General features: G+C 36.1%; 25 protein-coding genes. 22 read left to right on the top strand and 3 right to left on the bottom strand.

The genetic code is table 11. From position 1 onward, the window contains the following. Positions 1-2: 2 nt before the first annotated feature. The 4 genes from ELD05_RS08805 to rlmH are packed head-to-tail and all read left to right on the top strand — an operon-like array spanning position 3 to position 2,705. Complete coding sequence (locus ELD05_RS08805) at positions 3-734, top strand: ZIP family metal transporter (RefSeq protein WP_241243450.1); 732 nt, start codon at positions 3-5, stop codon at positions 732-734. After that, on the top strand, positions 731-1,777 hold the full coding sequence (locus tag ELD05_RS08800; protein ID WP_127352128.1) for an L-threonylcarbamoyladenylate synthase: 1,047 nt from the start codon (positions 731-733) through the stop codon (positions 1,775-1,777). Before ELD05_RS08805 ends, ELD05_RS08800 begins: the two co-directional genes overlap by 4 nt. Beyond that, positions 1,777-2,244: a low molecular weight protein arginine phosphatase gene (locus ELD05_RS08795; RefSeq protein ID WP_127352127.1), complete on the top strand. Its 468-nt coding sequence runs from the start codon at positions 1,777-1,779 to the stop codon at positions 2,242-2,244. The genes ELD05_RS08800 and ELD05_RS08795 overlap by 1 nt, the downstream gene beginning before the upstream one ends. Then, positions 2,241-2,705, top strand: a complete 465-nt coding sequence (gene rlmH, locus ELD05_RS08790; protein WP_127352126.1) for a 23S rRNA (pseudouridine(1915)-N(3))-methyltransferase RlmH — start codon at positions 2,241-2,243, stop codon at positions 2,703-2,705. The genes ELD05_RS08795 and rlmH overlap by 4 nt, the downstream gene beginning before the upstream one ends. Positions 2,706-2,776: 71 nt before the next feature. Here rlmH and argB read toward each other — a convergent pair whose 3' ends face one another. After that, positions 2,777-3,658: an acetylglutamate kinase gene (argB, locus tag ELD05_RS08785; RefSeq protein WP_127352125.1), complete on the bottom strand. Its 882-nt coding sequence runs from the start codon at positions 3,656-3,658 to the stop codon at positions 2,777-2,779. Between the two features lie 30 nt (positions 3,659-3,688). Further along, positions 3,689-4,720: an N-acetyl-gamma-glutamyl-phosphate reductase gene (gene argC / locus ELD05_RS08780; RefSeq protein ID WP_127352124.1), complete on the bottom strand. Its 1,032-nt coding sequence runs from the start codon at positions 4,718-4,720 to the stop codon at positions 3,689-3,691. A 160-nt stretch (positions 4,721-4,880) separates the two neighbouring features. On the opposite strand from argC, the gene ELD05_RS08775 reads away from it, so the two are divergent. Continuing rightward, a complete protein-coding gene (locus ELD05_RS08775; protein WP_127352123.1) occupies positions 4,881-7,004 on the top strand; it encodes an N-acetylmuramoyl-L-alanine amidase in 2,124 nt (707 codons plus the stop codon). Between the two features lie 64 nt (positions 7,005-7,068). Here the strand turns inward: ELD05_RS08775 and ELD05_RS08770 are convergent, their stop codons facing one another. Next, entirely contained in the window at positions 7,069-7,932 is an 864-nt protein-coding gene (locus ELD05_RS08770; protein ID WP_241243449.1) for a Cof-type HAD-IIB family hydrolase, read from the bottom strand. Positions 7,933-8,097: 165 nt separating this feature from the next. On the opposite strand from ELD05_RS08770, the gene ELD05_RS08765 reads away from it, so the two are divergent. Genes ELD05_RS08765 through ELD05_RS08685 form a run of 17 tightly spaced genes read left to right on the top strand, consistent with a single transcriptional unit; the run spans position 8,098 to position 22,118 of the window. Beyond that, positions 8,098-10,008 carry an NADH-quinone oxidoreductase subunit 5 family protein gene (locus tag ELD05_RS08765; protein WP_127352122.1) on the top strand — a complete coding sequence of 637 codons (1,911 nt, stop codon included), beginning with the start codon at positions 8,098-8,100 and terminating at the stop codon, positions 10,006-10,008. Continuing rightward, positions 10,005-10,865, top strand: a complete 861-nt coding sequence (locus ELD05_RS08760) for a respiratory chain complex I subunit 1 family protein (protein ID WP_039765481.1) — start codon at positions 10,005-10,007, stop codon at positions 10,863-10,865. Before ELD05_RS08765 ends, ELD05_RS08760 begins: the two co-directional genes overlap by 4 nt. 22 nt (positions 10,866-10,887) lie before the next feature. Next, on the top strand, positions 10,888-11,352 hold the full coding sequence (locus ELD05_RS08755; protein WP_011917064.1) for an NADH-quinone oxidoreductase subunit B family protein: 465 nt from the start codon (positions 10,888-10,890) through the stop codon (positions 11,350-11,352). Further along, complete coding sequence (locus ELD05_RS08750) at positions 11,336-11,707, top strand: NADH-quinone oxidoreductase subunit C (protein WP_011917065.1); 372 nt, start codon at positions 11,336-11,338, stop codon at positions 11,705-11,707. Before ELD05_RS08755 ends, ELD05_RS08750 begins: the two co-directional genes overlap by 17 nt. Positions 11,708-11,714: 7 nt before the next feature. Then, positions 11,715-12,794, top strand: coding sequence for a hydrogenase large subunit (locus tag ELD05_RS08745; RefSeq protein ID WP_127352121.1), 1,080 nt, complete (start codon positions 11,715-11,717; stop codon positions 12,792-12,794). 28 nt (positions 12,795-12,822) lie between these two features. Next, positions 12,823-13,209, top strand: coding sequence for a 4Fe-4S binding protein (locus ELD05_RS08740; RefSeq protein WP_039765502.1), 387 nt, complete (start codon positions 12,823-12,825; stop codon positions 13,207-13,209). 17 nt (positions 13,210-13,226) lie between these two features. Next, positions 13,227-13,580 carry a hydrogenase maturation nickel metallochaperone HypA gene (hypA, locus tag ELD05_RS08735; RefSeq protein ID WP_039765476.1) on the top strand — a complete coding sequence of 118 codons (354 nt, stop codon included), beginning with the start codon at positions 13,227-13,229 and terminating at the stop codon, positions 13,578-13,580. Next, the gene (gene hypB / locus ELD05_RS08730) at positions 13,570-14,235 is read left to right on the top strand and encodes a hydrogenase nickel incorporation protein HypB (protein WP_127352120.1); all 666 of its coding nucleotides are present in this window, start codon (positions 13,570-13,572) and stop codon (positions 14,233-14,235) included. Before hypA ends, hypB begins: the two co-directional genes overlap by 11 nt. A 13-nt stretch (positions 14,236-14,248) precedes the next feature. After that, entirely contained in the window at positions 14,249-16,516 is a 2,268-nt protein-coding gene (hypF, locus tag ELD05_RS08725; RefSeq protein WP_127352119.1) for a carbamoyltransferase HypF, read from the top strand. A gap of 15 nt (positions 16,517-16,531) precedes the next feature. Further along, entirely contained in the window at positions 16,532-16,756 is a 225-nt protein-coding gene (locus ELD05_RS08720; protein WP_045165783.1) for a HypC/HybG/HupF family hydrogenase formation chaperone, read from the top strand. Next, positions 16,731-17,789 (top strand): hydrogenase formation protein HypD, encoded by a 1,059-nt coding sequence (gene hypD / locus ELD05_RS08715; RefSeq protein ID WP_241243447.1) that lies wholly within the window; start codon positions 16,731-16,733, stop codon positions 17,787-17,789. Before ELD05_RS08720 ends, hypD begins: the two co-directional genes overlap by 26 nt. After that, positions 17,786-18,784: a hydrogenase expression/formation protein HypE gene (gene hypE, locus ELD05_RS08710; protein ID WP_127352117.1), complete on the top strand. Its 999-nt coding sequence runs from the start codon at positions 17,786-17,788 to the stop codon at positions 18,782-18,784. Before hypD ends, hypE begins: the two co-directional genes overlap by 4 nt. A gap of 47 nt (positions 18,785-18,831) precedes the next feature. Further along, a complete protein-coding gene (locus ELD05_RS08705) occupies positions 18,832-19,515 on the top strand; it encodes a hypothetical protein (protein WP_241243446.1) in 684 nt (227 codons plus the stop codon). A 25-nt stretch (positions 19,516-19,540) separates the two neighbouring features. Further along, positions 19,541-19,744 (top strand): 4Fe-4S dicluster domain-containing protein, encoded by a 204-nt coding sequence (locus tag ELD05_RS08700; protein ID WP_127352115.1) that lies wholly within the window; start codon positions 19,541-19,543, stop codon positions 19,742-19,744. 3 nt (positions 19,745-19,747) lie between these two features. Beyond that, positions 19,748-20,800 carry a 3-methyl-2-oxobutanoate dehydrogenase subunit VorB gene (locus tag ELD05_RS08695; protein WP_241243445.1) on the top strand — a complete coding sequence of 351 codons (1,053 nt, stop codon included), beginning with the start codon at positions 19,748-19,750 and terminating at the stop codon, positions 20,798-20,800. A gap of 35 nt (positions 20,801-20,835) precedes the next feature. Continuing rightward, entirely contained in the window at positions 20,836-21,576 is a 741-nt protein-coding gene (locus ELD05_RS08690) for a thiamine pyrophosphate-dependent enzyme (RefSeq protein ID WP_127352114.1), read from the top strand. Positions 21,577-21,578: 2 nt separating this feature from the next. Beyond that, entirely contained in the window at positions 21,579-22,118 is a 540-nt protein-coding gene (locus tag ELD05_RS08685) for a 2-oxoacid:acceptor oxidoreductase family protein (RefSeq protein WP_011917079.1), read from the top strand. The last annotated feature ends 3 nt before the right edge of the window (positions 22,119-22,121 follow it).

The following is a 22,121-nucleotide window of genomic DNA, read 5'->3' as shown; positions in this document are numbered from 1 at the left end:
TAATGAGTTTTATAACTTTCAACCTGTTTGCTTTTTTATGTGGAATATTGGGCGCATGTATTGGTGCAGCTTTTACTTTATTTTTGCCCCTTAAGAATGAAAAGGTAATTGACATTTTGATAGGTTTTACATCAGGGCTAATGTTAGGTCTTATTAGTTTTGGACTTATTCCTGAGGCAATAAGTCTTTCAAGCTTGCTGCCTTGCATAGCAGTTTTAATTATTTCATATATAGCAATTGGAGTAATTGAAAGATATTTGAATACAAATTCAATTCTTGCAAAAAATAGATATATAAAAAGCGGGTTTTTAATTTCGATTGGGATTGCTCTTCATAACTTTCCAGAAGGCTTAGCAATAGGCAGCAGCTTTACCTTCAACCATAGATTCGGAATTTTAGTTGGGATTATGATAATTATTCACGATATACCTGAGGGTTTTGCGCTTGCTATTCCATTTAAGATTGCAAAAAGAAGGAATATTGACATACTTAAAATTGCCTTTTTATCTGGAATTCCTACCGGGGTTGGTTGTCTGATAGGAAGCTTATTAAGCTCTATTACCAAGCTTTTGATGGCTGGCTGTCTTATGGCAGCTGCAGGCGCAATGCTCTATGTTGTCATGAGCGAGATGATACCAGAGTATAGCCGAAAAGAGGATTTTAAAATTTGTGCAATTTCTAATATGATTGGAATAGTTTTTGCACTACTGTTATTGGAGTGGTTGGAGCTGTGACTATGATAATTGATGCTAAAGGAAAGATTGATTACAATAAACTTTCAAAGGCGGCTCAAATTTTAAGAGAAGGTGGCTTGGTTGCATTTCCCACCGAGACTGTTTATGGGCTTGGTGCAAATGCACTTTTAAAAGAGGCGGTTGACAAGATTTTTGTCGCAAAAGGAAGACCGCAAGACAACCCTTTAATTGTGCACATATCATCAAAAGAGATGTTGGATATGTGTGCAAAGGTTACTGATGAAAGAGTTTACAAGCTAATAGAGAAATTTTGGCCAGGGCCTCTTACAATTGTTCTTCCTAAGAAAGGATGTATACCGGACAATGTAACAGCAGGCCTTAGTACCGTTGGTATCCGAATGCCAAACAATAAAATTGCACTTGAGCTGATTGAGTTAGCGGGTGTGCCAGTTGCAGCACCGTCTGCAAATGTATCAGGGAAACCAAGCCCAACTGAAGCCCAGCATGTAATAGAGGACCTTTTTGGCAAGGTTGATGTGATAGTTGACGGTGGTAAGTGCTCTTTTGGGCTTGAGTCAACTGTGATTGATTTGAGCACATCAAAGCCATATATATTGCGTCCAGGTGCAGTGCCTTTTTCGCTTTTGAAAGAAATTTTAGAGAATATTGAATATGATCCTTCAATCTTAACAGGCAATATTTTATCTGCGCCAAAAGCACCAGGTATGAAATACAGGCATTATGCACCAGATGCAAAAATGATAGTTGTCAAGGGAAAAATTCACAAAAGAATAGATAAGATAAATGAGATAAAAAAGGATTTAGAAATAAAAGGATACAAAGTTGGTATACTTTGCTTTTATGAGACATCTCACAATTTTGAATCTCAATACAAACTCATATTAGGTAGTGTGTTTGACTATGAAGAATGTGGGAGAAACTTATTCTCTCTATTGAGGAAGTTTAACCAGCTTGGAGTTGATTATATCATCTGTGAATGGGGAGAATTTGGAGTAGAATATCTTGCGCTTGAAAATAGGCTTTTTAAAGCATCAGCAAACAATGTAATTGAGGTGTTGTGATGAGCAAGAAAAAGATACTTTTTGTTTGCACTGGCAATACATGCAGAAGCCCCATGGCTGAATACCTTTTGAAAGATAAACTGAAAAGAATGAACATAGATGATATTGAGGTTGAATCGGCAGGTTTATCTGCTTTTTTTCCCCAAAAAGCATCAAAGAACGCTGTATTGGTTATGAACGAGCTTGGGATTGATATTTCTTCTCATGTATCAAGGCTGATTAATGAAGATATGATAAAGGAAAGCAATTTAATTTTGACAATGGAAAAGTATCATAAAGAAGCAATAATCAATATGTATCCTGGTGTAATGGATAAGGTCTTTACTCTAAAAGAGTATGTATTAGGTAGCAAAGAAAATCTTGATGTAGTTGACCCTTACGGTGGAGACGTTGAGAAGTACAGAAAGTGCAGAGATGAACTAAATGACCTGATTGACAAACTCTTGTCGAAAGTGGATGACATATGATAAAGGTAATCTGTATTGGAACAGTAAAAGAAAGGTATTTTAAAGAGGCTGCAGAGGAGTATAAAAAACGGCTTTCAAAATGGACAAAAATTGAGGAAATTGAAATAAAAGAAGAGGATGAGAACAGATACCGAAACATTGAGATGCTTTTAGAAAAAGAGGCTGAAAAGATACTAAAACACATAAAAGAAGGCCAGTATGTAGTAGTGTTTGATATAAAGGGGACTCAGCTGAGCTCTGAAGAATTTGCAGAATTGTTAAATAGAAAAGTCTCAAAAGGAGAGGAAATAGTATTTGTAATAGGAGGCTCAAATGGGCTTTCAGATGCTATAAAAAAGAGAGCAAATTTGCTAATTTCATTTTCCAAACTCACATTCCCTCATCAACTTTTTAGGGTTCTTGTGTATGAACAGATTTATAGAGGATTTACAATTATTAAAGGGGTAAGGTATCATAAATAAAGTCATAAATAAAGTAGACTGCTCTAAAAAGGAGCAGCCTAAACTATTTTGTCAGCAAATAAAGTGATTTATTACAAATGTATCATTGTCCCAATTCCCTTGTCAGTAAATATCTCAAGCAAAATGCAATGAGGAATTCTTCCATCTAAAATATGAGTACGGTTAACTCCATGCTTTAAAGCATCAATACAGCCCAAAACCTTTGGAATCATTCCACCGTCAATCTTTCCTTCATCAATCATTTTTAAAACCTCATCAGCGCTAATTGCTGAGATTATCTCAGGGCTGTTTTTGTCATACTTTAGTCCTTCAACATCTGTCATGAACATGAGCTTTTCAGCTTTTATTGCCTTTGCAATCTCAGCAGCAACAGTATCTGCGTTTATATTATAACTTGTACCATCCTCACCAACGCCAATTGGCGCAACCACTGGTATGTACTCATCTTTTGCAAGCATTTCCAAAACCTTTGCATTGATTGACACAACCTCACCAACATACCCTAAGTCCACTTTCTCTCCGTTTACAATCTCATAGTGCTTTCTTGCCTGAATAAGATTTCCATCAATACCACAGATACCTATTGCTTTTCCACCTTTTTGGTTTAGCATTGAGACAAGCTCTTTGTTTGTCTTTCCAACCAAAACCATCTGAGCAACTTCCATTGTCTGCATATCTGTGACTCTAAGACCATTTACAAACTGGCTTTCAACATTTAGCTTTTTCAAAACTGAATTTATATCAGGTCCACCACCATGAACAACAATTGGATTAACGCCAATGTATTTCAAAAGCGTAATATCTTCCATAACCCAGTTTTTGAGCTTGTCATTTATCATTGCATTTCCGCCATATTTTATTACAACTGTCTTGCCATAGAGCTTTTGAATATATGGAAGAGCCTCTATCAAAATACTTGCTTTTTCAATTAGTTTGTCCATCTCTTCATACATACTTAGCATTCCTCCACTAACAAAGTTTTTTTAAAAATACTCTCCAACCGTCACAAGTCCTGTTTTTTCATTTAAGGAAAATTTAATATTCATATTCTGTATTGCCTGCCCGGCAGCACCTTTAATTAAGTTGTCAATACAAGAGATTACAATTACTCTGTTTGCCTTTTTATCAACCTTAAGGCCAATGTCAACAAAGTTTGTCCCTGTGACATACTTTAACTCTGGCAAACCATCTTCATATATCCTTATGAAAAATTCATCCCTGTAAAACTCCTTGTAAATCTCAATCAGTTCATTTTTATTCAAACTCTTTGTGAGGGTTGCATATATGGTTGACAAAATTCCTCTTTTTACAGGCAAAAGATGAGGTGTAAATGAAAGATTCAGATCTTCACCAAAAAGAAAACTGCATTTTTCTTCTATCTCACTTGTGTGCCTGTGTTTTGCAACCCCATATGCTTTAAAATTCTCATCAACTTCACAAAAGCTATAAGAAAAATCAGACTTTTTCCCAGCACCAGAAACACCTGATTTTGAGTCAATTATGATACTGTCTTTTTGGATAAGCTTGTTTTTCAAAAGTGGTGCTAAGCCCAAAATAGCGCTTGTAGGATAACACCCTGGATTTCCAACTATCTTTGAAGATTTAATCTCTTCTCTGTATATCTCACAAAGACCGTAGCTACTTTCATTTAAAAGCTGTGGGTATTTATGCTCTCCGTAGTCTTTTGAGTATCGAGAGAGGTCTTTGTATCTAAAATCGCTACTTAGGTCAATTACAACCTTGCCAAGGTCGTATGCCATCTTTACATATTCTTGAGACACACCATGTGGAAGAGCACAAAAAACAACATCTGCTTCTTTAATCAAATCAATATCAAACTCTTTAAATGTCAGATTCAAAATCTTTTTGAACTGTGGATTTGTCTTTTCTATAGGAATATCTTTGTTACTTGACGAAATAATCGATGAAATTTCAACCTCTGGATGTTTTAGTAAAAGCCTTATTAGCTCAATTCCAACATACCCTGATGCTCCAATGATTGATGCCTTTATCAACTTTATTCATCTCCTCAAAGTGTGACTTTAGCTATGCAAATAATTATACATCAATGTGTATAAAAATACAATAGTATTCTACCAAATATTTAAATTGATTTATTCGACAAGGTGGGATATTATATAACTATAAATGACATTTTTTGCGGGGTAGGTCATAGTGAAAAAAATAAAGAGAATAGTAGCAACCGTTGTAGTTTTCTCATTACTTCTTATCTCAGTTTTTGCAGCCACATCTTATAAGCTCTTTGTAGATGGCAAGCAGGTAGATTCTGTCAAGATTTTGGAGTATAACAAAACTGTCTACCTTGCTTTGGCAGACTTTTTCAGATATAAAGGTTTTGCTGTCTCCTATGACTCGAAAGCCAAAAAGGTTACAGCTAAAAAATCTAAGGATACATACGAGTTTTACATTGACAAAACCTACTACTATTACAATAAAACAAAGAAAACTCTTTTAGGAAAGACTTTTATTAAAAGTGGAAAGTCATACATATTAGGAAAAGACATAGCTTCAATTTTCAAGTATTTCTATCAGGAAGATAAGACAAAAAAGGTCATTAAATTAACGTCAAAAAGAACTTTAACCAGTAATACCCAGAAAAACGCTTCTTCGTCAAAAACTTTGGCATCGCGTGGGGATGTTCGAAAAACTGGAGCAGAAACTATTTATCTTTCTGATTTGAAGTATTCAATTGAAAGCAGTAAATTTACTTTGCTAATAAGTACTTCAAAACCTGCTATCTACAAAGATTACAAGTTATCAAATCCAGACAGAATAGTAATTGATATTTTAAATACAGTTGATAATTTAGAGAACAATGTAATTCAGGTTAGCAAAGGTGGAATTTTAAGAATAAGACATGCTCTTAATAAAACCTCAACCGGGGAGCCATTTTCAAGGGTTGTCATTGACTATGACGCAGGTCTGATCAAAAGCTATAAGGTTAGTAAAGTTGATAGTCAAATAAAACTCGAGATTGATTTGCCAAAAACTGTCGAAAATAAGACGAATATAGACAGTAGCAGTAGTATAAATAGTCCAGGTAACAATAGCCAAGAAATTGGCACAACTCCAGCTCAAGAGTCTTACAGTCCATATAGGATTCAGAAGGTTAATATTACAAGCTCTGATGGATTTACTGCTGCAGAGATGGACATCTTGCCAACGGTTGTAAGTGAGATTTACAGGGCAGATGAGTCTTTTGTGGTCCTTAGCTTAAAAGGTGCACAGCTTAATCTTGATAACGGAAGTCTTTTTCAGGTAAATGATGGAATATTAGATTACTATGTGCTAACAAATATTGACCAAAACAATGCACAGGTTATATTTTCTACAAGGGCCAAGGTATTTGTTTTGAATAAACTTGAGAACAGATTAGAAGTTATTTTTGCAAATCAATATGGTAATATGAAACTTTACCAGACAAATGGGCTTGTTATAAACTCTCCTTTTATATCTGACATAAATTGTACATATGACAGTATAAACAATGTAATAAAGATAGGAAGCAGAAGTCCAATTACAATCTCAGATGATGTCTATAGCCTAAAAGGTACAATTGTAACAAGTGTATATTCAGTTTATCAAGATGATGGGTGTATAATAACTATTGTAGTCAATCCTGACTACATAGCTTCAGTTACTAAAGGCGATAAAAATATCATAATTGGTTTTTCACAAAAACCAAAGCCTAAAAATAAACTTAAAATCTTTATCGACCCCGGGCATGGCGGGTCTGACCCAGGAGCCATTTATACAAAAATTGTAAATGGCAAGAAGGTAACATACCACGAAAAGGATTTTAACTTGGATATAGCATTAAAGCTTAAAGAGAAGCTCAAGAGCCTTGGGTATGAGGTTTACATGTCGCGAGAGACAGACAAATTTGTTGACCTTTATGACAGAACAAAGGTGGCAAACAACTTAAATGTTGACCTATTTATATCCATTCACAACAATGCAGTAGACAATCCTCAAACCCGTGGCACAATGGTCTTGTACAAGGAAAAGAATTTAAATAGTTTTATCTCAGACAAGCAATTTGCACAGATTGTGTTGGATTATATAATTAAAGAAGTGGGAACGCAAAACAAAGGAATTGTAGAAAGGCCAAATCTGGTTGTTTTAAAGACATCAAATATGCCAGCAGTTTTAGTTGAGGTTGCATTTGGTACAAATCAAGATGATTTAAATCTTCTTTTGAGTGATTCTTTCAAAGATACAGTTGCAAAGGCTATAGCTGGTGCTGTGGAGTTTATAAATACAAACTATAGAAAATAAAAACAAAAAGGCTGGCATGTAAAAGACTGGAACTCAAAAAATGCCAGCCTTTTTTGTTTTAATACTACAACTTTTGGCTAAACACAAACCTTTCAAAGGCTTCTGCGACTGCACCTTGATTGTTTGTAGCAGATGTTACAAATTTTGCAAATCTTTTTACCTCATCAGGAGCGTTTGCAACTGCAACGCTTATTTGTGCGAGCTGAAACATTCCAATGTCATTAAAATTGTCGCCAATTGCTAGAATGTTTGATGGAGTTATCATTTTTGTTTCTAAAAATTTTGAAAGTGCTTTTTCTTTAGAGGAGTTAATATCAAGGATTTCTAAAAACCCATAGTTCTTGTTGTCAGAGGCATAATACAAAATAATATTTATGCTGCTACTGAGATTTTTCAAAATATTTGCTAAGTGTTTCAACTTTTCATACCTTCCAACAATCCCAATATGGCTAATTGGAGATTTTACAAAATCAAGAAGGTTCTTCTGTGGGTATGTTGGTTTGAAAAGCTCTCTTCCTTTTACAAAGTTTAAAAAATATGTATCATAAGACTCTCTCAGTTTGTATATCATATGAAAATCCTCTTCAAATCCTAAAACTATATAGTAATCGACATCAAGGTGATTTTGCTCTAAAAAGCTCAAAATTTCTATCTTTGCATTCTCTTTTAGATAGTTTTTTATAATGGGCTCAGAAAACATATCATCAAAGACATAGACTCCATTTGCTGATATTAAATGGCAAAGAATTTCAAGCTTTTTAGCAATATCAAATGCAGAAGCCCCTCTTCCTGTACATAAAACTATCTCAACGCTGTATTCCATTGAGGCTTTTTTCAAGGCTTTAATATTATTTTCAGGGATATTGCCACTATCGTCTAAAAGAGTTCCGTCTATGTCGATTGCAGCCAATTTTATCAACCTTATCACCTTCTTACCAGAAATGTTGAACAAAAAAGAGATAGAAGCTTTCTTCTATTCTGAACTTTGTTAACAAATTAACTTTTGCATACTGTATACAAGACCACGAGAATGTGTTATAATCTTAATAGCAATAGTTTATCATCACAAAGAGAAAGGGGCAATATTGGACATATGGAGTACATCTATTTATCGCTAATATTTATACCAATCATAGTTGCAGGTTTGATTTACCTATTTAACAATAGCACGTTTAGAAAGGCTATTGTTTTTTTAATGTCTGCTGTGCTGGTTGTGCTGATGGTATTTGCCATTTTACAGGGTGACAAAGAAGTAAAACTTTCTCATGCATTAAATTTTGCTTTGGAGTATTTAATAACATTTGCTGATTATTTCTTACTTGCTGTAATATTCTTGATAGGTCTAAAGCTAAAAAATAACCTCATAAGCCTTCTTGCAGCTCTGCAATTTGTTCTGATGTTTGTATTTGAATTTAGGGCAGGAAAATTAGAGGTTGAAAATGTCTTTTATGTTGACCATCTGACATTTATAATGCTCATGCTGATAGATGTAATAGGTCCCCTAATCAGTATATTTGCTTTGAACTATATGGATGAGCACGAAAAACATCTGCACCTTGAAAAAAGTAAGCAAAACATATTTTTTGCAGTAATAATGCTCTTTTTAGGTGCTATGAACGGGCTTGTTTTGTCAAACAACATCTTGTGGGTGTACTTTTTCTGGGAGATTACAACACTTTGCTCTTTCTTGCTAATCTCACATGATGGAAATGAACAAAGTATCAAGAATGCAACAAGGGCGCTTTTGTTAAACTCCCTTGGCGGGCTTTCTTTTGTAGTAGGTATAATATTTATGTACTATAAATCTGGGGCTATTGCTTTGAGTGAAATTATAAGGTCTCAAGATAGCAGTATATTGATGATACCAATTGCGTTTTTAGCATTGGCAGGTTTTACAAAGTCAGCACAGTTTCCGTTCCAAAGCTGGCTTTTGGGCGCGATGGTAGCACCAACACCAGTGTCTGCGCTTTTGCATTCAAGCACAATGGTAAAAGCAGGAGTTTATCTGATTTTGAGATTATCGCCTGTTTACATTGATTCGTGGCTGTCAAATATAGTTGCCATTTTAGGTGCGTTTACATTTGTCGCGGCAGCACTTTTGGCAATATTTCAGACAAATGCAAAGAGGATTTTGGCATACTCAACAATTTCAAATTTAGGGCTTATAATTGCACTGTCATCTGTTGCAAATGTATATTCAATCTATGCAGCAGCACTTTTAATTGTACTACATGGTGTGTCAAAGGCGCTCTTGTTCTTATGTGTTGGTTCAATTGAACAGGGCATTGGCTCACGTAATGTAGAAGATATGGATGGGATTAAATATAAAATGCCGATAGTAGCTTTTCTTACCCTTTTGGGAAGTGTGTCTATGCTACTTCCGCCCTTTGGTGTTTTGATTACAAAGTGGATTGCAATAGAAGTTTCAACCCAGAACATTGTTGCCATGCTTGAGATAATACTTGGAAGTGCATTTACAGTTGTGTTCTGGACAAAGTTTATTGGAAAGATTCTCTCAGAAGGGAAAGATACAAAAAGGATTGAAGTTTTTGAAGGTTTGAGACACCTTCCATTGATTACTATATCAATACTTGTAATACTTGTGAGTGTGTTTATGACACAGTTTACAAACGCGTTTGTTGTGCCATTTTTCAAGTCGTCTTTTGCGAGGTATTCGGGAGTTAGTAGCAGAGCTCTTAAAGATTTGTATATAAAAGATTTCTTTGGATTCAACCCCTTTGTTTTCTTTGGGATACTTGCTCTGGCAGTTGTAGTTGGAGTAATACTCTACACACTTTTAAGGCCAAAAAGATATGTCAAGGTTTATATGTCGTGTGAGAATGATGACAACTTTAGCTTTAGAGCAGAAAAAGATGAGTCTGTAGAGCTTGAATTTAAAAACTATTACTTTGAGACATTAATAAAAGAAAGCAACATCACATTAATTTCAAATATTATCTCAGTCGCATTAATTGCTATAATGTTTGGGGTGATATTAAAGTGAAGGAAATTGCTCTGGTTTTACTCACAATAATAATAGCACCAATCATTGGTGGAATTTTGACAGGTATTGATAGAAAAATTACTGCGCGTATGCAAAACAGGTTTGGACCACCAATTTTGCAGCCATTTTATGATTTGTTCAAGCTGTTTTCAAAAGAGACTATAGTTGTTTCAAGTACACAGATTCTCTATGCATTTTTGTTCTTAGTCTTTAACATGGTTGCGCTTGTTATGTTTGTTTTAAAGATGGATTTGCTTTTGATTTTATTTGTACTTGCGTTTGCTGTCACAGCACTAATTTTGGGAGCAATGTCAACAAACTCTCCTTATTCACGAATTGGTGCTCACAGAGAGTTAATTTCTGTGCTTGCATATGAGCCAGTTTTAATTGCTATGATAATTGGAATTTATTTTGTTACAGGCAGCTTTAAAATAGATGATGTGATAAAGCATAACAACTTTTTGATATTTGAGCTTCCATTTATATTCATTGCATTTACCTATGTACTGACAATAAAGCTTAGAAAATCTCCATTTGATTTGTCAACATCGCACCATGCGCATCAGGAGATTGTAAAAGGTATCACAACAGAGTTTGCAGGACCTATTTTGGGCCTGATTGAACTTGGCCACTGGTATGAACTTGTACTTTTGCTTCTTTTCATAGGCTTGTTCTTTGCAAAAAACATAGTAGTTGCAATCATTGCAATGCTTTTGGGCTACTTTTTAGAGATTTTGATTGACAATATCTCAGCAAGACTTACATGGAAGATAATGCTAAGACTTACATGGTCGATGGCTTTGGGGCTTGCTTTGGTCAATCTAATTTGGGTATACATAAAATACAGGGTATTATAAAAAAATAAAGGTGGGGTAAAGAGTGATTTTCAGGAAAGCGTTGAAAAAATCGCCATGGATTATTCACTATGATTGTAACAGCTGTAACGGCTGTGATATAGAGATTTTATCAACACTTACTCCAGTATACGATGTTGAGAGGTTTGGAATTATAAATGTAGGAAATCCAAAACATGCAGATATACTTGTTGTGTCTGGTTCTGTGAACCACAGAAATGCAAGGGTTTTAAAAAATATATACGATCAGATGCCACACCCGAAAGCAGTTGTGGCAATTGGAGCTTGTGCGTGTTCAGGTGGAATTTTCAAGGAATGCTACAACACTTTGGGCGGAGCGGACACAGTCATTCCAGTTGATGTGTATGTTCCAGGTTGTGCACCCCGGCCTGAAGCTATTATGGAAGGGATTTTAAAAGCTGCTGAGATATTAGAGGAAAAGAAAAAGAATATGAAAAAGGGTGAGATTTTGAATGCTGCAAAATCTTAAAGAGATACAAAAAGAGGATTTGAGAAAAGAGGTATTTGAACTAAAATCAAGCGGCCACAGGTTTGTCACAGCAACTTGTGTTGATTTGGGAGATGGCAGGTTTGATATAATATATCACTTTGACAAGGACTATGAACTTAAAAACTTGAGAGTCACAATAGAAAATGACGAGAAGATGCCGTCTATTTCAGATATCTATTTTGCTGCAGTATTTGTTGAAAATGAAATCAAGGATTTGTTTGGCATAGACTTTGAAAATCTTCTCATTGACTATGAAGGAAAGTTCATGATAACAGATGAGCTTGACAGTCCTATGCGTAAAAAGCCAGTTGTGAAGGTCAAGAAAGGGGAGTAAGAAAGCTTTGGGTAAAAGGACAATAGTGCCGTTTGGACCACAGCATCCTGTATTGCCAGAACCGCTTCAGCTGAGGCTTGTGTTAGAAGATGAAAAGGTTGTAGAGGCAATCCCTGCAATTGGGTATGTTCATAGAGGACTTGAAAAGCTTGCTGAAGAAAAGGATATTAATCAGAACATATACGTGGTTGAAAGGGTTTGTGGAATTTGTTCTTTCCAGCAGGCACTTGCGTACTGCCAAGGGATTGAAGAGTTGATGGGGGTTGAAGTTCCAGAAAGAGCTAAATATTTACGTGTAATTTGGGCGGAGCTTCATAGGCTTCACAGCCATCATTTGTGGCTTGGACTTTTGGCAGATGCGTTCGGATTTGAAAGCCTGTTTATGCAGTGCTGGCGAAATAGAGAGCTTGTAATGGACCTGATGGAGGCAACTGCAGGGTCAAGGGTTATAATCTCAACAAACATCATTGGCGGTGTAAGGCGTGATATAGACGAAGAAAAGCAAAAATTCATCTTAGACAACCTTGCAAAATTAGAAGAAGAGCTTAAAAAAATTGAAGGTGCGTTTTTGAATGATTACACAGTCAAGAAAAGACTTGTGGGAGTGGGTGTGCTTTCAAAAGAAGAAGCGTATGAACTTGGCTGTGTTGGACCAATGGCAAGGGCAAGCGGAATCAATATGGATCTGAGAACAACAGGATATGCTGCATATGGCGCGCTTGATTTTGAACCTGTTGTTGAGTATGATGGAGATTGCTACGCAAGACTAAAAGTAAGGCTCAGAGAGTGTTATCAGTCAATAGACCTTATAAGGCAGGCAATCTCAAAGATGCCAGAAGGTGAGATATCAACACCTGTGAAAGGTTTTCCAAACGGTGAGATAATATCAAGGGTTGAGCAGCCAAGAGGCGAGGATGTTTACTATATCAAAGCAAACGGAACAAAAAATTTAGAGAGACTCAGAATAAGAACACCAACTTTTGCTAACATTCCAGCACTTGTTAAAATGCTACAAGGTATTGATTTTGCAGAGGTTCCAATGCTTGTTTTGACAATTGACCCGTGTATTTCATGTACAGAAAGGTAAAAATCTAAAAAGAGGGATGGATGGAAAGATGTTTGGGATGCTTCAAAATGTATTAAACAATCTTTTTTCAAAACCTGCAACACGACTTTATCCTAAGGAAAAAAGACCATTTTTCAAAGGAACAAGAGGAAGTCTTGAGATTGAAATAGACAAGTGCATTTTTTGTGGTATTTGCCAGAGAAAGTGCCCTGCAAATGCCATTACAGTTGACAGAAACGCAAAGATGTGGCAGCTAAACCAGTACAAATGTGTACTTTGCAATGTATGTGTTGAGTCTTGTCCCAAAAAATGCTTAATTTCAAAAGAGCAGTTCAATCTACCTACAACTTATAAGGAGTTTTATATTCAAAAACAGCAGGAACAGCAGCTTGAACAAGAAAAAGAGGCAAAGGTTGCAGGTGCTGGGAACCAATAAAGGAAGGGTCTTAAAAAATGCATGAATATTTTGTCACACAGCAGCTAATTAAGATTGCTGAGGACGAGCTAAAAGAAGTAAAGCCTAAAAAGGTTTTGTCTATCACAGTTGTTGTTGGAGAACTTAGCGGAATTATTGATGAGTCATTAAAGTTTTACTTTGATATTTTGACAAAGGGGACCATTTTGGAGGGAAGCAAGCTGGAGATTGTTCAAAAGAAGGCTTTACTGTTTTGCAACTCTTGCCAAAGCCTTTTTGAGAGGACAAAGGATTTTCTGTGTCCAAAATGCAAGAGTTTAGGTAAGCTCACTGAGCATGGTAGAGAATTTTATATCGAATCTATAGAGGTAGATGATGGAGATGGAAATTAAGGTTATAAAAGACATTTTACAGAGAAATGAATTTTCGGCTGACAATATCAGAAAGCTTGCAAAAGAGAATAAATGGTTTTTGATAAATGTGATGGGTTCACCAGGTGCTGGTAAAACCTCATTTATTAAAGCTATGATAAATACATTTAAAGATAGGTTCAATTTAGCTGTGATTGAAGGGGATGTTGCTTCAACAATCGATGCTGAGGAGATTTCAAAACTTGGAGTTGAAGTGCTACAGATAAACACAGGCGGAGCTTGTCATTTGGTTGCAGATAGTATAAATGAAGCTCTTTTAAGTTTGAATCTAAAAAAAGCCACAGTTGTTTTTATAGAAAACATTGGCAATCTGATTTGTCCGTCTTCATTTGATTTGGGCGAGAACATGAGAGTTGTTGTATCATCTGTTGCAGAAGGTGATGATAAGCCTTATAAATATCCTATTATGTTCGAAAGTAGCGATGTTGTTGTCTTGTCGAAGATAGATGTTGTAGAGATTATCGGGTTTGACATGGAAAAGTATATAAAAGGGTTAAAAGCTATCAAAGGTGATAATTTGAAACTATTTGGTGTTTCATTTAAAACTTTAGAGGGTTTGACTGAGCTTGAGAGCTATTTTTCAGAACTCTTCAATTCATACTTTAATCGAAAATAGGGGATAAATGAGTATGAAAAGGTATAGATACATTTTCAGAGGGCTTGTGCAAGGGGTCGGTTTCCGACCCTTTATTTATAATCTGGCAAAAGATTTGGGACTTGTTGGATTTGTCAAAAACATAGGCGAGGGCGTTTTGGCAGAGTTTCAAGGTGAGCTTAAAAGTACTGCTGCGATTGATGAGTACATTGAAAAGAAATTGCCCAGGAATGCTAAAATTGAGTCAATTGAGAAGTATGAAATAGAACCAAATTTTGATGAAAGTGATTTTTATATCTTAGACAGTAGCAAAGGCAAAATCTCAACAATAGTGCCTTATGATTTGGGTCTTTGTGAAGAGTGCAAAAGAGAATTTTATGACAAAGGCCACAGACATTTTATGAACCCGTTTATAAGCTGTATCAATTGCGGACCAAGGTATACCATGATAGAATCTTTGCCATATGACAGAGATAGGACGTCAATGAAGGAGTTTGAATTTTGTTATGATTGTAAAAAAGAGTATTATACGCCAGATAATAGAAGATTTAACGCACAGTCAACAACATGCCCGATATGTGGTCCACGCCTTTTTCTGTACTCATTTGTAGAAAAAAAGCATATAGACGGTAACAATTTAGAGCTTTTGGACAGAGTATGTAATGAGATTGAGAAGGGGAAGATTATTGCGATAAAAGGGATTGGAGGATTTCATTTAGTTGTTGACCCTTATAATAAAGAAGTAGTAGAAAGGCTTTTTCAAAGCAAAAAGCGAGAAGGAAAGCCATTAGCGCTTGTGTGCAAGAGCATTGAAACTGTTAAAAAGTATTGTAATGTTAGTGAAGCTGAAGAAGAAATTTTTAACTCGCCAAGATGTCCCATAATACTTTTTGAAAGAAAGACAGACCATTTTCTGCATGTAAACGCTGGTCTTCATACACTTGGTATAATGAGAGCATATACCCCTATTTTGGATTACATTTTGACAAAGACAAACAGAGATTTATTAATTGCAACCTCAGCAAATCTTTCAGGAATTCCAATGATTATTGATGAAGATGAGGCACTTGAAAAGCTTTGCGACATTGCCGACTTTGTTTTGTATCACAACAGAAAAATAGTAAGACGCTGCGATGATTCTGTAGGTTTTGTTTTAAAAGACAAATTTGTGCTGATAAGGTCAGGCCGTGGTTTTGCTCCCATTACGTTTAAACTGAAAGAAAAGGCTGTAGACAAAAATATCCTTGCGCTTGGAGGTCATGAGAAGACAACAATTGCACTTAAAAAAGAAGATGAAGTGATTTTGAGCCAGTATCTTGGTGACCTTGACACAAAAGAGTACATTGATTTTTACGAAGGTAGTCTTATAGATTTGATTTCACTTTACGATTTTGACTTTGATTATATAGCATGTGATTATCATAAAGACTACTATACCACCTCTCTTGCCCAAAAAATAGCAAAAGGTCAAAACAAAGAGGTTGTCTTTGTCCAGCATCATTTGGCTCACATTTACTCTTGTATGCTTGAAAAAAATCTTCAAAGCTGTATTGGATTTGCATTTGATGGTACAGGCTTAGGGCTTGACGGTAAAATCTGGGGCTCTGAAGGGTTTGTGATTGACGGGCTTGAGGCAAAAAGAGTATTCCATTTACAATACTATCCTCTTGTTGGTGGTCAAAAGGCAATAAAAGAGCCGGTCCGTCTTGCATACTATTTTTCCAAAATAATTAGCCCTGAGTTTGCAGAAAGCTTTTTCGGTGGGAATGAATTTTTGCACCAAATTTTCAAGACTGCACAGACTTTCAATTACCCTCTTACCTCAAGCATGGGAAGGCTGTTTGACATTGTTGGAGTACTCTTAGGCTGTGGAGAGAAAAATAGCTTTGAAGCTCAAATTCCTATGCTTTTAGAAAGCATAGCTGACCGCAATGAAAATGGGTTTTATATTTTTCTTATGAATTTTAAACATGAAATAGAGATAAATATTGTGGATATACTACAACAAATCATACATGATATAAAAAGAAATGTAGACCGAAGAATAATTTCTGCTAAATTTCACAACACAGTTGCAAAAATAGTTGTTGAAGTAGCAAAGGTGTTGAGAGAAAATTATAATAAAGACACTGTAGTACTTTCTGGAGGAGTGTTCCAAAACAAGTTATTACTTTCTAAAACGGTCTCATTGTTAGAGGAAGAAGGATTTAAAGTTTTCTTTAACACTGTCTTTCCGATTAACGACGGGGGAATTTCGGCTGGACAAGTATATTATACTCTTCAATTGTTAAAAAACTGTTAAAGGAGTTTTAAAATTATGTGTTTAGGATATCCAGCAAAGGTAATTGAGATATTTGAAGACAAAAAAGCTTTGGTTGAGTATTTAGGTGTCAAAAAGATGGTAAACATTGCTCTTTTGAAAAATGTAAGTATTGGTGATTATATCTTAATACACTCTGGGATTGCAATAGAAAAGATAGACCAAAAAGAAGCAGAAGAAATAGAAAAACTCTTTGGTGAGGTACAAGATGCAAACAGCTGAACTCATTTGGGAGATAAAAAACAATATCGAAAAAATTGGACGGAGTCTAAAAGTCATTGAAGTTTGTGGAACACATACAGTTTCAATCTACAAAAATGGATTTCACACCTTATTTGAAGGATACATTGACTTTATTTCAGGACCAGGCTGTCCTGTTTGTGTTACGCATGAGGGTTATATTGATAGACTTGTAGAACTTTCCTCAGAATGGACAATCTATACCTTTGGTGATTTGCTGAAAGTGCCAGGAAGCTCAAAATCGCTTTCACAAGCACGGGCAAATGGTGGAAAAATAAAGGTTATGTACTCACCTGTGGATGCAGTGGAACATCTTGAAAATAACGAAAAAGTTATTTTTGCTGCAGTCGGGTTTGAGACAACAGCACCTGCATTTGCCCTGAGCCTTGAGAAGGTGATTGAAAAGGGGCTCAAAAATGTCAAGTTTGCATGTGAACTTAAGACAATTGATGAGCCTCTTAAAAGCTTACTTCAAAACCATATACGGGTTGATGGCATAATTTTACCTGGACATGTTGCGACAGTTATTGGAGTAGATAGCTTTAAGTTTGTTGAAGGGTTTAAGGTTGCCTCTGTAATTTCGGGGTTTGAAGGTTATGATATACTTCTTTCACTTTTAAGTATTACCCAGGACATATTGAATGAAGATTTTACAGTAAAAAATGAATATAAAAGGGTGGTCAAAAAGGAAGGTAATGTGATTGCAAAAGGTTATATTGAAAAGTACTTTGAGAGAACTTCAGCGTTTTTTAGGGGTTTGGGATTGATACCTGGCGGAGGTTTGAAGATAAAAGATGAGTTTCGCGAATATTCAATTGATATGTCATATGACAACACAAAACAAAAAGATAGCCTCTGTAGGTGTGCAGATGTCTTAACAGGGAAAATAAAGCCATTTGAGTGTCCTCTTTTTGAGAAGGTATGTACGCCAATTTCTCCTAAAGGTGCGTGTATGGTATCTCAGGAAGGGTCGTGTAATGCATATTTTAGGTATGGGAAGTGGAAAGGAAGATGAAGTTTATCCAGAAGGAGCATGGCAATGGTGGGAAACAAACGTATGAGCTTATAAATGGACTTTTCAAGCCAATATTTGGCTCTGAGATTTTAAAAAGAGGTGATGATTCGTCTATATTTGATTTAGCTTCAAAAAAGATTGGAGTGACAACAGATTCATTTGTGGTAAAACCTTACTTTTTCAAAGGTGGAGACATAGGAAAGCTCTCAGTTTGTGGAACTGTGAACGATTTGGCAGTTTCAGGCCTTGTTCCAAAATACATCACTGCATCTTTCATAATAGAAGAAGGATTTCCGATTGAGGATTTGCAAAAGATTGTGAGGTCAATGAAAGAGTATGCTGACATTGCTGGCGTTGAGATTGTAGCAGGGGATACAAAGGTGGTTGAAAAGGGTTCTTGTGATGGGATTTTTATAAATACAACAGGATTTGGAGTATGCGAAAAAGAAGAAAGACTCCCTTCAATAGAGAAGATAAAAGGTGGCCAGATTGTAATTGTAAGTGGTGATATAGGTAGGCATGGTGCCTGCATATATTCGCACAGCAGCGAGCTTGGGGTTGAAGAGAAGATAGAGTCAGATTGTGCACCCTTAAATAGGGTGATAAATGAGCTTTTAAAAAATGTTGAAATTTGTTATATGAAGGATTTGACACGTGGTGGGCTTGCTACAGCATTGAACGAGATAGCGCAAAAAGCAAGTGTGGATATATATATTGAAGAAGACAAAGTTCCAGTATCAAATGAAGTAAAGGCACTTTGTGATATATTGGGGCTTGATTCGTATTATCTTGCGTGTGAGGGAAGGTTTGTGGCGGTTATAAATAAAGAGGATAAACAAAAGACTCTGGAGATTTTGAAAAAGTACAACAAAGAGGCGTGTGAGATTGGGTGGATTGAGGATACAAAAGAAAAGAGAGTGTATCTAAAGACAAGTTTTGGCGGGACAAGGATTTTGGATATGCTTTACTATGAGATGCTACCGAGGATTTGCTAATTTAAAAGCGAAAATCTGTGACGGGGATGAGGGTGGAAATTATGTGTATGACAGTGCCTTTGAGCTTTGTCAACAGGAAGACAAATATCTTTGTGGGGACAGCAGGAAGTGGCAAGAGCGAGATTGCATTAAATGTCTCTTTAGAGCTTGGTGAGTTTTTCAATGTGAATTTAATTGATGCTGATGTCATAAATTTATACTATAACTTAAGAAGTGTAAAAGATCTCGTAGAGAGAAAAAATATAAACTTTATCTCAACTCACTTTGAAGGGAAGAGCATTGACTTACCAATTTTGTCTGGTAAAGTATATGAAGCTTTAAATCAGCAAAATGCGGTGAATATAGTGGATGTCGGTGGGGATGAAATAGGCAGTGCAGTTATAGGACAGTTTAGGGAACTATTTTCAAAAAAGGGATACAATCTATTTTATGTTGCTAACATCTATAGACCCTTTAATTCAACAAAAGAAGAGATTTTGGAAAATATGAGGGAGATTGAAAACATTTTGGGGATGAACATTACCGCAATTATAAATAATTCACATCTACTGTCAGATACGAAACCTGAAAATATCTTAAAAAGCCTTGAGATTGTCCAAGATGTAGCAAATACCAAAGATATCCCATATGTCCTTACAGTTGTAGAAGAAAAGCTATTTGAACAAGACCTACTTGAAGAGATTAAAAAATACTCTCTTGTATATGCCATAAAAAGGTATATAATAAGATAAGAAATACTTTTGGGGGAAAAAATAAATGAAGCTAAAAATAGAATACGACAAGTGCAAAAGCTGTGGACTGTGTGTGGAAGTTTGTCCTAAAAAGATACTATATATTGACAGAAGCAGAATAAACAAAAAAGGCTATAACCCTGTTGAAGTAAGAGATGTAGATGCTTGCATTGGCTGTGGAAGTTGTTACAAGATTTGTCCAGATATAGTATTTAAGGTAGGTGAATAGATTTTGAAGGTCTTGATGAAGGGAAATGAAGCTATTGCCGAAGCGGCACTGAGAGCTGGATGTGAGTGCTTTTTTGGATATCCTATCACGCCGCAGACAGAGCTTTTGCAGTATATGGCTAAAAAACTTCTAAAGAGCGGTGGGGTTTTTATTCAGGCAGAGAGCGAAGTTGGAGCAATTAACATGGCATATGGAGCAGCAAGCTGTGGTAAAAGGGTTATGACCTCATCCTCAGGTCCAGGTATTAGTCTTAAGCAAGAGGGTATATCATATTTGGCAGGGGCTGAGCTTCCTTGTGTTATTGTGAATATAATGAGGGGCGGACCGGGGCTTGGAAATATCAATGCTGCCCAGTCGGATTATCTTCAGGCAACAAAAGGTGGCGGACATGGAGATTACAAAGTGATTGTGCTTGCTCCATCTTCTGTCCAGGAGGCTGTTGACCTTACTATAAAGGCATTTGACCTTGCAGACAAGTACAGAAACCCTGTGATGATTTTAGGCGATGGAATGTTGGGGCAAATGATGGAGGTTGTTGAGTTTGATGAAAACTATGAAAGACCAGAAGTTCAAAAGCCATGGGCAGTCACAGGTGAAAGAAACAGACCAAAAAGGGTTACAAACTCTCTTTATATAGTCCCAGAAGAGCTTGAAAAGCATAACTTTAAGCTAAGAGAAAAGTATAAAAAAATTGAAGAGAATGAGGTCATGGTAGAAGAGTACATGACAGATGATGCAGAAGCTGTATTTGTTTCGTTTGGTATGTGTGCAAGAATAGTGAAAAGTGCTGTAAATAAACTAAGACAGTCTGGTGAAAAGGTAGGACTTATACGACCGATTACGTTGTATCCTTTTCCAACAAAGTGTATAGAAAAGTATGCAAACTCTAACAATATCAAATTTTTCATAGACGTGGAAATGAATTTAGGGCAAATGCTTGAGGATGTAAAGCTATCAGTTGCGGGCAAAAAAGATGTCCATTTTTATGGCAGAACAGGTGGTATGATTCCGACAATAGCTGAGATTGTAGGTTATTACTTCTCTCTTAAAAAGTAAAAAGTGCACACATTGGATTGAGAGGAAGATGAAGTATGAAATATAAAAGGCCAGAATGTTTGACAGGGGAAAGCATGCATTATTGTCCTGGTTGTGGACATGGGATTATTCATAGACTAATTGCTGAGGTCATTGATGAGAGTTATAAAGACCACAAGATAGTTGGGGTAGCACCAGTTGGGTGTGCTGTTTTTATTTATGACTATTTTAACTTTGACTTTGTTGCTGCAGCTCACGGAAGAGCAACTGCAGCTGCAACAGGCGTAAAAAGATGTATTCCTGATGCACTTGTGTTTTCATATCAAGGAGATGGCGATATAGCGGCAATTGGTACATCTGAAGTTATTCATGCAGCAACTCGAGGTGAGAACTTCACAGCCATATTTGTTAACAATGGCGTGTATGCCATGACAGGTGGACAGATGGCGCCAACTACAATTCCTGGTCAGGTAACTGTATCATCTCCATATGGTCGTGACCCAAAAGTACAAGGTTATCATATTAAGCTGTGTGAGATGCTCATACCTTTAGACGGTGTTGCCTTTGTTGCAAGAACATCTATTCATAATCTTAAGAACATTGAGTTTACCAAAAAAGCAATAAAAAGGGCATTTGAGGTACAGATGAACAAGGAAGGATTTTCAATCATAGAGGTCTTATCAAACTGTCCAACAAATTGGGGTATGACACCTGCTGAGAGTATGAAGAGGATTGAAAATGAGGTTTTGAAATATTATAATTTGGGAATCTTTAAGGACAAAGGTAGGGGAATTTAAAAATGACAGAGGAGATTTTGATTGCTGGTTTTGGTGGGCAAGGAGTGTTGTTTTTAGGACAAATCTTTGCACACATTGGAATGAAAAAAGGGTACAATGTCTCATGGCTTCCATCTTATGGACCTGAAATGAGAGGTGGCACTGCAAACTGCAGTGTTATAATCTCAAATGATATGATAGGCTCACCTGTTGTATTCAATCCTGATACATTGTTTGTCTTGAACAAGCCATCGCTTGAAAAATTTGAAGCTTCGGTAAAAAAAGATGGGCTTATGCTTATAAATAGCTCTCTTGTTGACATTAAAGCAAAAAGGGAGGATATAAAAACTTACTATATAGCTGCAACAGAGATTGCATCAAAGCTTGGAAGTGTCCGGGTTGCAAATATTGTAATGCTTGGGGCGTACTTGAGGTTGAAAGAAATGTTTTCTACCTCCGAAGCAAAAGAAGTATTAAAAGAGTTTTCAAAAACTGAGCAAATTTATAACTTAAATTGTAGAGCTTTAGAAGAAGGGTTTGAATGCATCTCAAGACGGGGGTAAGTA

The sequence above is a fragment of the Caldicellulosiruptor changbaiensis genome (assembly GCF_003999255.1).
Classification (GTDB): Bacteria; Bacillota; Thermoanaerobacteria; order Caldicellulosiruptorales; family Caldicellulosiruptoraceae; genus Caldicellulosiruptor; species Caldicellulosiruptor changbaiensis.
This window is presented reverse-complemented; position numbering and strand designations above follow the sequence as displayed.